The organism is Streptomyces sp. NPDC086989, from assembly GCF_044745505.1.
GTDB lineage: Bacteria > Actinomycetota > Actinomycetes > Streptomycetales > Streptomycetaceae > Streptomyces.
This window is the reverse complement of record NZ_JBIVAL010000015.1, coordinates 218,068-228,296: the sequence shown is the minus strand read 5'-3', so window position 1 is coordinate 228,296 and position 10,229 is coordinate 218,068. Positions and strand designations below refer to the sequence as shown.

11 protein-coding genes and 3 pseudogenes are annotated in these 10,229 nt (G+C 68.6%); 7 read left to right on the top strand and 7 right to left on the bottom strand.

Annotation, left to right across the window (positions count from 1 at the left end; translation table 11 throughout):
- Window positions 1-108 precede the first annotated feature (108 nt).
- Window positions 109-639 carry a DUF5996 family protein gene (locus ACIPK4_RS31665; RefSeq protein WP_402319064.1) on the top strand — a complete coding sequence of 177 codons (531 nt, stop codon included), beginning with the start codon at window positions 109-111 and terminating at the stop codon, window positions 637-639.
- Window positions 640-673: 34 nt separating this feature from the next.
- Here ACIPK4_RS31665 and ACIPK4_RS31660 read toward each other — a convergent pair whose 3' ends face one another.
- Both ACIPK4_RS31660 and ACIPK4_RS31655 read right to left on the bottom strand, forming a co-directional pair.
- Window positions 674-1,147 (bottom strand): VOC family protein, encoded by a 474-nt coding sequence (locus tag ACIPK4_RS31660; RefSeq protein WP_402319046.1) that lies wholly within the window; start codon window positions 1,145-1,147, stop codon window positions 674-676.
- Window positions 1,148-1,427: 280 nt separating this feature from the next.
- Window positions 1,428-2,036 (bottom strand): TMEM175 family protein, encoded by a 609-nt coding sequence (locus tag ACIPK4_RS31655; protein ID WP_402319043.1) that lies wholly within the window; start codon window positions 2,034-2,036, stop codon window positions 1,428-1,430.
- 733 nt (window positions 2,037-2,769) lie between these two features.
- On the opposite strand from ACIPK4_RS31655, the gene ACIPK4_RS31650 reads away from it, so the two are divergent.
- Complete coding sequence (locus ACIPK4_RS31650) at window positions 2,770-2,859, top strand: DUF6233 domain-containing protein (protein ID WP_402319040.1); 90 nt, start codon at window positions 2,770-2,772, stop codon at window positions 2,857-2,859.
- A gap of 43 nt (window positions 2,860-2,902) precedes the next feature.
- Here ACIPK4_RS31650 and ACIPK4_RS31645 read toward each other — a convergent pair whose 3' ends face one another.
- The 3 genes from ACIPK4_RS31645 to ACIPK4_RS31635 all read right to left on the bottom strand — a co-directional run bounded on the left by ACIPK4_RS31645 (window position 2,903) and on the right by ACIPK4_RS31635 (window position 5,178).
- The gene (locus ACIPK4_RS31645) at window positions 2,903-3,214 is read right to left on the bottom strand and encodes a hypothetical protein (protein WP_402319037.1); all 312 of its coding nucleotides are present in this window, start codon (window positions 3,212-3,214) and stop codon (window positions 2,903-2,905) included.
- A 1,023-nt stretch (window positions 3,215-4,237) separates the two neighbouring features.
- A complete protein-coding gene (locus ACIPK4_RS31640; protein WP_402319034.1) occupies window positions 4,238-4,681 on the bottom strand; it encodes a hypothetical protein in 444 nt (147 codons plus the stop codon).
- Between the two features lie 284 nt (window positions 4,682-4,965).
- On the bottom strand, window positions 4,966-5,178 hold the full coding sequence (locus ACIPK4_RS31635; RefSeq protein ID WP_402319031.1) for a 3-deoxy-D-manno-octulosonic acid transferase: 213 nt from the start codon (window positions 5,176-5,178) through the stop codon (window positions 4,966-4,968).
- Window positions 5,179-5,938: 760 nt separating this feature from the next.
- On the opposite strand from ACIPK4_RS31635, the gene ACIPK4_RS31630 reads away from it, so the two are divergent.
- The 4 genes and pseudogenes from ACIPK4_RS31630 to ACIPK4_RS31615 form a co-directional block, all read left to right on the top strand.
- Window positions 5,939-6,253: a hypothetical protein gene (locus ACIPK4_RS31630; RefSeq protein ID WP_402319029.1), complete on the top strand. Its 315-nt coding sequence runs from the start codon at window positions 5,939-5,941 to the stop codon at window positions 6,251-6,253.
- A gap of 199 nt (window positions 6,254-6,452) precedes the next feature.
- Window positions 6,453-6,735, top strand: a pseudogene (locus ACIPK4_RS31625) (XdhC family protein); the annotation flags it as partial.
- Window positions 6,736-6,792: 57 nt separating this feature from the next.
- A complete protein-coding gene (locus ACIPK4_RS31620; protein ID WP_402319027.1) occupies window positions 6,793-7,221 on the top strand; it encodes an SRPBCC family protein in 429 nt (142 codons plus the stop codon).
- A gap of 147 nt (window positions 7,222-7,368) precedes the next feature.
- Window positions 7,369-7,710 (top strand): annotated as a pseudogene (locus ACIPK4_RS31615) (transposase); the annotation flags it as partial.
- Window positions 7,711-7,751: 41 nt separating this feature from the next.
- Here ACIPK4_RS31615 and ACIPK4_RS31610 read toward each other — a convergent pair.
- The gene (locus ACIPK4_RS31610; RefSeq protein ID WP_402319024.1) at window positions 7,752-8,222 is read right to left on the bottom strand and encodes an integrase core domain-containing protein; all 471 of its coding nucleotides are present in this window, start codon (window positions 8,220-8,222) and stop codon (window positions 7,752-7,754) included.
- Window positions 8,223-8,246: 24 nt separating this feature from the next.
- On the opposite strand from ACIPK4_RS31610, the pseudogene ACIPK4_RS31605 reads away from it, so the two are divergent.
- Window positions 8,247-8,449: pseudogene (locus ACIPK4_RS31605) on the top strand (IS481 family transposase); the annotation flags it as partial.
- A 96-nt stretch (window positions 8,450-8,545) separates the two neighbouring features.
- Here the strand turns inward: ACIPK4_RS31605 and ACIPK4_RS31600 are convergent.
- Window positions 8,546-9,919 (bottom strand): pentapeptide repeat-containing protein, encoded by a 1,374-nt coding sequence (locus ACIPK4_RS31600; RefSeq protein ID WP_402319021.1) that lies wholly within the window; start codon window positions 9,917-9,919, stop codon window positions 8,546-8,548.
- Window positions 9,920-10,229: the final 310 nt, after the last annotated feature.

Below are 10,229 nucleotides of genomic sequence, written 5' to 3'. Positions count from 1 at the left end.
GTCACCCGCCCGGCGCCGACCGCCGCCCTGCGGGCGTATGACCTCCGTCGGCGGTACCACCCGCCGAAACAGCACCCACAACTCGTCCGGCACCAACCGCTCAACCAGATCCGTCATGCACGGCTCAACGAACGAGCACACCAAAAGAAACGATGTCTAAGCCAGGTGGCGTCCGTGCTGGAGGAGTTCGCGGCGGGCTTCTCGGGAAAGGTCAGCCCGGTGCACCACTTCTGGCACACCTTCGACATCGCCCACAGCCGGTTCTCCGGGCGCCGGGTCGACCAGCCCAGGCAGGCCGACCCCGTCACCCGGGAGGCGTACTCCTCGGAAGTGATCAGCTCCGGCTTCTGGTTCGGGGACGACACTTTTGCCGAGCCCGCGTTCTACTCCTACACCGCCCCCGAGCCCGCCGGTCTGACCGAAGCGCCACTCAGCCCGGCGTCCGCGCAGTGGGTCGCGCGCGGCGACAGCCACCTGGCCGTGCTGCGCTACGACGCGGCCCGCGCCGAGGCCGATCCACGTGCCGCCGTGCTCGCCTTCTACGAAAGCGCCTACCAGGCCGGGGCCCAACGCGCCGGATGGGACATCGCGGCGCTTGCGTGCCCCGGCGGAATCACGGACCCGGTCCGTCGCATCTGACGAATTCGGTCAGCAGTGCAGCGCGGTGCAGTGGTCAGCCTTGGGTATCGGTGCGCGCCAGGATGCCCCTGAGCAGGCCCGTGGACTGGCCGACCTCGATGAGGTAGCCATCCGGGTCGCGCATGTAGCAGCGCAGCTCGGCGCGCCGGTCGATGGGCGGGGTGAGGAACTCGGCTCCCTTGGCGCGGGCCGCCGCGTAGAAGCCGTGGATGTCCGCCACCCGTACGTTCAGGAAGCTGGAGGCGGCGTGGCGGTCCTCCGGTGGGCGCAGTGTCACGTCGGGTTTGTCCTCCGTGGGGCCGCCGCCGGGGTTCATGATGATCCAGCTGTTGGCGACCTTGATGATGCGGGGGTTCTCCTCCAGCACCACCTGCCCGCCCAGCACATCGGCATAGAACGCCCGCGAGCGAGGGACGTCGCCGACCGTGAGAAAGTGCGTCAGCAGCAGACCCTCGGCCGGTGCGGGAAGCTCGTCGGCCGAGGCGCCGGCGGCAATGAAATCGGACATACCGCCAGCGTAGGACGGGAGCCCCCGCCCGGCATTCCCATCCGGCAGAGCCCGACGGGCACGGCCCGCCGGCCGCCGCGGGGACCGCCGCCAGGGCCCCGGAATCCCAGCTCGAACACCCGGGGACAACTAACCGACCGGTAGCTAGGGCGAATCGGACGTGATGACGCGACTGCCATGTTCCTACCTGCGGAAACGACACCAGCGGCCTGGGGATCCCCAGGCCGGTCCAGCGGTTGCCGAGACCGGGGAATTCGCTGCCGTCGCAACGCCGCGGGTGTCAGTGGGCGGACCCGCTCTGTCCCGGGGTCGGTCTGTCGGCAACGGTCCGCTCGAGCCTGCGATCGGGGACCAGCCACATCAGCGCGACACCGGCATAGATCGCCACCGCGATCCAGTTGCTCAGGAAGGACAGGCCGATGCCGCTCGCGTACAGCAGCGGCGAGACGTTGCCCTTCAGGTCCCTACCCACGGCGGCGGCGAGCAGGGACTCTCCACCCTGGTCTCGGATGATCGCCCTCTGCAGTGTGTAGTAGGCCAGGGAAGCGGCGAGCAGGACGATGCCGTACGCGGCCGCGGGGACCGCGGCGAAGTGGTTCTCCCCCATCCAAGCCGTGGTGAAGGGGATCAGGGAGAGCCAGAACAGTAGGTGCAGGTTCGCCCACAGGATCAGCCCGTTCACCTGATCAGTCGCCTGCAGCATGTGGTGGTGGTTGTTCCAGTAGATGCCGAGGTAGACGAAGCTGAGCACGTAGGTCAGCAGCGCCGGGAGCGCGTTGTGCAACGCCGCCCAAGTGGTGCCGTGCGGAATGGGCAGCCCGAGCACCATGACCGTGATCAGGATGGCGATGACCCCGTCGCTGAACGCTTCCATCCGCTCGGTTGACATGAACCGATGCTAAATGGCCCGGGGATCCCCGGGCCGCAGGCGTCGTTTTCCGCAGGTCGGCACATGGCGGTCGCGCCGTCACCTCCATCGCCCTAGCTACCGGTCGGTGTTGTCCGCTGGGGGGGCAAAGGTAGGAGTCCGGGGCCAGGCCGTCCAGTTCGGCCCTGATGAGGGCTACCCTGCCCGCCCACCCCAATACACAGCACGACAAGTCCAGTGCTCATTGGACAGATCGAGTGCTCAGTCACAAGACCCACGCCCGGTGACCTGCACATACTCGCGCGAAGAATCGAGCAAGTGAGTGAATAGGGCTGTACGCACATCGAGGAGCACCGCCATGACCTCCCCCGCCCCACCGGCAGACCGCAGCCCGTCACCTGGGCGCCCAGCCAAACCGGACCCTGCGCCCGGTGCGGCACCCCCTGCTGTCGATACGGGGTGGGCGCTTCGCCCTTGAGCGCGGCGTGCAAGGAAGCACAGAAGGCGCAGTACGGGGGCTGAGCTGTGTCCGAGCTCCCTCCTGACCTGCTCCGTCTGCGCACCGTCGTCACATACCTGCGCGGTGAGCTGGGGCGTGCCGAGCGGGCGCTGATCGTCGCGGAGCAGCAGGCGGCCCTTGCCGCGCAGCGTCGGCCGCTGCCCGAGCCGCCGACGTGGCTGATCGAGCGCGGCACCGGAGTGGGCCGAGGTCCACGCCGGCGGCTGCTGAGATGCCCGCAAGCGCTGCACGGGCATGAGCATCGACGAGGCGCGGCGGGCGCTGGCCGAGGGTGTACAAGCCTGCCCCCACTGCCGGCCCGACGCCGCCCTCGGCATCGAGTGAACCCGCGTTGCCGGGCACGACGAGCGGCACGGCGCGCCTGGGGTTAGCGGCCGGTTCGCTGTTGGTCGATGCGGTGGGCGAACGCGCGGTCGGCGCGGCGGCGGTGGTAGACGACCTCAGGTCGGATGCCGGCGGCAAGCGCCGCTTGGCGCGGCTCGGTGCCGGGGCGGAGGTTGTTGAAGAACGCTTCCCATTCGTCCGGGTCGGGCGTCGGGTCTGGTGTGCGGGGATGGGCCTGGTGGGCGGTGTCCATGGCGGCGGCGAAGGCGGGGTCGCGTTTACGGCGCTGGTAGACCACAGCGGTGGTGATCCCAACCTCGGCCGCGGCGGCGGTGACCGACAGGCCGGCTTCCAAGTGGTCAAGGAAAGTACGTCGGCGCTCAGGGGTGAAGCGGGGCGCCCGGGCAGGTGCGGGCGCCCGGGCTGCCCGGCCCCGAGCTCCTTAGACCTCCTAACGAAATAGACCTGAGGCTTGGCCGGAGCGAGTACAGCTCAGCGGGCTGTGGCAGTTCCCTCCGCACCACGACGAGCGGGCCCGATGTCAGTACCGTGTGGCAGTGTCGGCCCCGTGATCATCATCAGTCGGATCCATCAGGTGGCTCCCAATGTCGGCTAGCGATCAGACTGCTGAGGTGACTACGGAATCCAGCGGTGTCCCGGGCCCGAGAGAAGGTGACGAGGGGCAGGCACAGGTTCGGCTGCCTAGGGATTACATACTGTGGCCCGTCGGGATTCTGGGCTCGCTCGTGGGCAATGCGCTCTTCTACTTCGCTCTCGGCTGGGCGGCCAGTGCGTACGGCGGGAGTGTCGCGGGGCTGGTCCTAACCGCAATCACGCTGCCGCGTGTTCTGCTCCTCCTCGTCGGGGGTGCGGTCAGCGACCGTGTCAGCGCGCGCCGCGTGCTGATCACCGGCGACGCGGCGATGCTGGTGTTCTCGATGCACGAGGCAACTGGGCCTTGGGTACCAGTCGACGGGGCATGGATCCCGAGGCCGGTAGATAGAACGCGTCGACGACACCGACCGCGACGCCCGTAGCGATGAGCAACAAGGGCGGAGCCCAGGGAGTGGGCGACGGCCGCGAGAACGACGGCCCTCCTGCGCGACGGACGGTGCTACGAGCTCACACCACCGACAGCCCTCGCGGCTTGACAGACGGCATTAGGAATCCCTACGGAGCGATCATTCGCAATTCCTAACTGGCAGCCGAGTCGTCGTGGGGCATCGGGTGGCCAATCGGTGGTTGCCACAAGCGGCAGAACATTGAAAGCCACACCCGACGCCCCTGGGTGGGAGAACCATACGAAGGGCTCCCCCAGTCCCGCAGACAACGTAGGGAACATTGACGGCCGCCCGCGCCCTCGAGCGGGTCGAGGCTGTCACTGGAGCACGGAGGCCGCATCGTCGCTCTGGGCCTGATAGACGGACACGATGGAGGCGACGGTGTCGACTTCGAGTGTCCCGGTGATCCTCAGCCAGACCAGTTCGGGGAGGTCGTCGGAGCGGTCCAGCCGGCCGATGGCCTCGGCAGGCCAAGGCGACGGCAACGCCGGCAGGTGAATGAGGGAGATCCCGTCGATGAAGACGGGGGCCAGCCCGGGTTCCCACGGGAGGACCGAGTGGAGATTGGACAGCGAGATCACCACGTCCGGCTTGTGCGGCCCCTCGCGCAGCCACACGTCCAGCACGTTGTCCTTGCGGTTCTCGTTGGACTCGACCAACGAGATGCGGTCGATGAAGTAGTTGGTGCAGGACTGCAGCGTCAGCGCCGCGTTGGTGCACCGGTTCTTGAAGACATCGCTTGCCCTGTATTCGTCGGCCACAGCATGAGGCTACGGGGGGGCGGAACAACCCAGGCAAGAGTTTTTCAGGAACCCCGCGGGCGATGACGACCAAGCTTCGATGAGACAAACGCCGGTCAGTCGAACTTCGATGAGCTCAACGACACCACTCACTCCCTGAAGAACAACACCACACCCTGCGGCGCGTAAGGAGGCGCGGGAGACCAGACACGCCGCGCTCGGGTGCTGCCGGCAAGCTACGGGCGTCGGCGGCACTCTCCGGGGCGCCGCGCGCCCGCGGGAGCAGATCGGTCCGGGCCCGGGAGTCAGTTCTCCCGGGAGTGCTTGCCGGGCTCGATGATCTCGTCGAGGACGGCCCGGATGCTGTTGTAGATCCGCGATGCCGTGGCATCTGCAATCTGTTGGTCGTCGGATCCACCGGCCGTGCTGGCGGCATGCAGCCGTTCGTCCTCCGCAGCAGCCCAGTCCCGCGCTGCACGGATTCGCCTCAGCAGCTCATCTGCGTCGATCTCAGCCATGTGCGGGACTCTACCGAGCCTTCGCCGTCCCGAACAGGGTGCGTCCAACGACTTCGGGCCGCCAGGTGCGGACGGGGAAGCACGCCCGCCACGGGCGGGTCACCTGCGCGGCATGGCCGCTGAAGCGGCCCGATGACTGCCAGGAGCGGCGCCAGCCCCACCCAGACCGCGGTCCCCGCCGGGAGCTGACCGCCCGCACGCCCCGGAGGGTGCACGCCTCCGGCGCCGGAGGGCGAGGCCAGGGAACCGTTCCCCCCTCCCGCCGAGCCGGCGCCCACAGACAGGGGCCGTAACCCATGTGAAGAGTCGTTTCCCCGGTGAACTGCCGTGTGCAGTCGGGTGAACCCACCACCCGCGGGCTTCTGCCTGCCGCCCCCGAGCCGCTACACCGGCCCCGTGATGATCATGCTGATGCGAGCCGCGACCGCGGCCGCCGCAACCCTCGCCCTCACCCTGCCCGCCCCCGCCCTCGCCCACGCCGCCGACACCCCGGCCCGCCAGGTGCCCCAGACCCTGCCCCTGGGCCTGGCGGTCGACGCCCTCCCCCTCGCGGCCGAGGACCGCACCGGCTACCAGCGCACCAGCTTCAAGCACTGGAACGCCGGCGACATCCCCCCGACAGCTGCAACACCCGCAACGAAGCCTCCTCGCCGGGGCCATCGAAGCGCCCACCGTCGGAGCCCGCTGCGCCCTCACGGGCGGCACGTGGTGGTCCTACTACGACGACACCACCGTCACCGGCGCCTCCGGCCTCGACCACATGGTCCCCCGCGCCGAAGCCTGGGACAGCGGAGCCTCCGCCTGGACCCCGGCCCGCCGCGAGGCCTACGCCAACGACCAAGGCCAAGCCAGCAGCCTCATCGCCGTCACCGCCCGCTCGAACCGCTCCAATGCCGACCATGACCCCTCCCACCTGGCTCCCCCCGGCACCCGACGCCCTGTGCCGCTGCAGCGCCGAATGGACCGCCACCAACTCCGTTGGCAACTGACAGTCGACGAAGCGGAGAACGACGCGCTGCAGGCCATCGCGGACAAGTGCGGCGACACGGTGGTGACGTACACCCCGGCACCGTAGGCCGAGGGCGGCGGAGCTGTTTCAGAAGACGGCCCCGCACGGCGTATCGCCCACGGCTCACCGGGAGCGGGTCAGGACCGACTCCCCCACCAGGTGCGCCCAGGGGGTGACGTTCGCCCCGGGCGCGCGACTGGTGTGGACGTCCAGCGGCCTCCGACTCCGCCCGCGCCTGGCCCGGAGGAGTCGAAGGCCGCTTCGGATCCTGATCATGACCCACGACCACGCCGAGGACGCCGCACTGTGCGACGCCGCCTTGCGCACCCTGCAGGTCTCGGCACGATCGGACTGATCGGCTCGGCTGCCAAATGGGCGCGGTTCCGGCAACGCCGGTCCAGCGAGGGCGGCCACGACGCCGCCGCCATCGCTCGGATCAAGATCCCATCGCGATCACGGAGATCACTGGCAAGGAACCCGCCACGACCGCGGTGAGCGTCGCGGCCGACCTGCTCCGGACCTTCGAACAGGAAGAACGTGCTGAGTGAACGTCACCGCGCGACTGGGCGTACCGTGGGGGATCGGCTTCGAACAAAGGAACGCGAGTGCGGTACAAGGTGACGGTGGATGTCGCGGCAGCGCCGGAGCGGGTGTGGGAGGTGCTGGCCGACATCGAGGGCTGGCCTCGCTGGACGGTGTCGAAGACGAGCGTACGGCTGTTGTCCGGCGGCCCGGTGGCGGTCGGGAGCGAGGCGGAGGTCCGGCAGCTCAAGCTGGCGACCGAGGTGTGGCAGGTCACCGAGATGGAGGCCGGGCGCAGCTTCGAGTGGCGCTCCCAGAACCCGGTGTTCACCACGATCAGTACGCACCGGATCGAGCCGCTCGGCGCGGGCCGGTCCCGCGTCGTGCTCGGCCTGCAGCAGAAGGGTTTCATGGCGCCGCTGCTCGCGCTGGCGTACGGCAAGCTGACTCGCCGGTACGTCGACATGGAGGCGGCCGGGCTGAAGCGGTACTGCGAGGCGATGGGCGGCTGAGCGCACGGGGCCGGAGCCCCGCACCGCCCGGCTCAGGCGCGCCACTTGCGGAAGACGCACCGTACTGCGGTGCCGCGCCTGGGCATGCCGCGGCACCGGGGCACGGTCCGGAGGCGGCCCGGCCGCCTCGCCCCGTTGGCCGCTATCCGGGTGACGAGGCCGAAAGGCAGGCCGCGAACCCGCCCCGCTGCCGTGCTGGCCGATAAGGCGTACTCGTCCCGAGCGATCCGCGAGCACCTGCGCAAACGCCCGATCCGAGCCGTCATCCCGCAGCCGGCCGACCAGATCGCCAACCGCAGGCGACCCGGCAGCAAGGGCGGTCGGCCACCAGCCTTCGACAAGACCGCCTACAAGCAGCGGAACACCGTCGAACGCTGCATCAACAAGCTCAAGCAGTGGCGCGGCCTGGCCACCCGCTACGACAAGACCGCCACCGCCTACCAGGCGGCCCTTCACCTCGCGGCCATCCACATCTGGGCCGCGAGGTGATCGCTAAGAAACGGCCTAGGTGTGCGTCTGCCTCAGCTTGGTTACATCCGGGCCTGGGTCTTCTGCTTGAGGCGTTCGTAGGGTGTCTGGCCGTCGAGAGCGCCGTGTGGGCGGTGGTAGTTGTAGTAGTCCTCCCATTCTCGGAGCTTTTCGTTCAGGACGCCGGTGTCGTCCATGACGACACCGGCGAGCATGCGGTAGAACTCTTCCGCGTCGATGCGGTGTGAGCGTTCGACCTTGCCGTTGAGGTGCGGGGACGCCGGCTTGATGTAGGTGTGGGCGATGCGCTTGTCGAGTACATGCCAGTGGAAGGCGGACTGGAACTCCGCGCCGTTGTCCGTCTGGATGACTTCGACGCGGAACGGCAGCCGCTCGAGCACATAGTCGAGGAACTGGACGGCGGTCGGTGCGGCGCGCTGGAGCGAGCGTGTGTTGTCCCAGGACGTTGGTGACACGCGTGCCGGGTTCTCGAAATGGGTGAGGGCCTTCTGGCTCGGTGTGGATTGCGACATCTCCACCTGGCCGAGGAGGCCCTCGTGCCCCACCGTAAAGCCCCGCTGGCCGAGACCGGACAACTTCGCCTGGCCCGGTGCGTCGTGGACGACGGATGCCGATCCGAAGTGCGGCGGAGCGTTTCCAGGTCAGCCACACCATTGCCGCCCGCTACAGCCAACTCGGCTTCGCCGGAGTGAGTGACCGCACCGGTCGGTCCAACCGCCAACCCCTGCGTACGGCGACCGCGGTGTTCACCGCTGCCCCCCTCAGCTGTGCACCGTCCACGATCATTGGAGCGGCGACGTTGAGGGTGCAAGGTGAGGGGGCTCGGATGGTCTCGTCAGGCCTCTGCCGCATACCAGTCGGGAGGCAGGCTCAGCCCAGCGGGGAGCGGGCCCTCGTAAGTCGGAATCAGGCCCGTTGGCGGAGTGCCGCTCACCGTCGACAGGTCTACTGTGGCGCCGTCGAACCTCGCTCCGGAAAAGCTGATCGTGGCGCCGTCGAACCTGGAGCTGTGGAAGTCGACCGTGCCACCGGAGAATTTCGCGCTGTAGAAGTTGACGGCGCCGCCAGAGAACTTCGCGTCACGGAAGTTGACCGTGCCGCCGGATACTTCTGCGTCACTGAAGTCGACCGTGCTGCCTGAGAACTGCGAGTGGAAGTTGATCGTGCCACCGTTGATCTTGGAGCTGTGGAAGTTGACTGTGCCACCGGAGAACACCGCACCGAAGAAGTTGACCCTGCCGGCGGAGACGTTCGCACCGCGGAAGCTGACCACGCCGCTGGAGAGCGCCGCACCGCGGAAGTCGACCATGCTGCCGGAGATCTTGGCGTTGCGAAAGGTGATCTTGCCGCCGGAGATCTTGGCGCCACAGAAGTCGACCCGAGTACCGGAGAACACCGCGCCGTAGAAGTTGATCAGACCGTCGGAGATCTTGGCGTCACGGAAAGTGACCTTGCCGCCGGAGAACTCTGCGCCGCGGAAATTGACGGCGCCGCCGGAGAACACCGCGCCGAAGAAGTTGACGGTGCCGCCGGAGAACACCGCATGCGAGAAATCTCCCCCGTCGAAGGTGACGGTGGTGAAGTCGAACTGGTGGCCCTGCCACGAGTGAGGATCCTCAGGTGAGAGACGCAGGTGGTCCCGGATGAGGCGGATCACGGTGTGCCGGACTTCCCGCTGGGCCAGGTAGGCGTGCCGGGCATCTTCGTCGCCCACCGGCAGATCGGCCTCGGCGGTGTAGTGCAGACGCAGGTAGGCACACAGCACGTCGATGCACGTCTGGCGCAGGTCGCGGGTGGGAGCGTCGTCGGCGAGGCCGGCCAGGGCATACACCCCTCCGAGGCGCACAGCCTCGGAGCCGTCGCCGAGCTGGGAGACGGTGGCGGTGAAGCGCTCGGTATGCAGGCGAGTGGCCTCACGGAGGGCGCCGTCCTCATCGACGCGCTGACGCCGGTAGGCAACGACCAAGGCCACCAGGGCGCCTGCGCCGGCGACTACTCCGAAGGCCAGCTTCGCCAGGTCGAACAGCGTCCTGGAGCCGATGTGGTGCTCGGGCGTCAGCCCTTGGACACCGAGCAAGACCCACCCGGCGGTGAACACCGCGGCGGCTGAGGCAATCGCCGCGGCGAAGGCCAGGACCAGAACCCGGCGGACTGGCCACAGGCGCAGGCCACGCCGTTCAGGCTGGCGCCGGGGCAATGGTGATCTCACCCCTCCACAAGAACAGAACCGGGCTGCCTCCGATGGCGGCAACGCGCCGTCTGTCGCCGCAGGGTCCCGGAATGCCGCAATCTACTCCGTGTGAATGGGCGTCCCGGTGGGCCGTCGGCGCCGACGAACCAGCGCGCGCGGAGCAAGGACTCAGGCCCTCGAACCGGGCCCGTTGGCCGGAGGAACCCCTCACCACTCTCCACTGTGTTCCTGATGGCGTGAATGGGCTGCATCGTTGATCTCGTCACCGGCCACGCGGACGCTGCATCGGATCGTCGGCCCGCTCATGGTGACGAGGACGTGGCTCCCA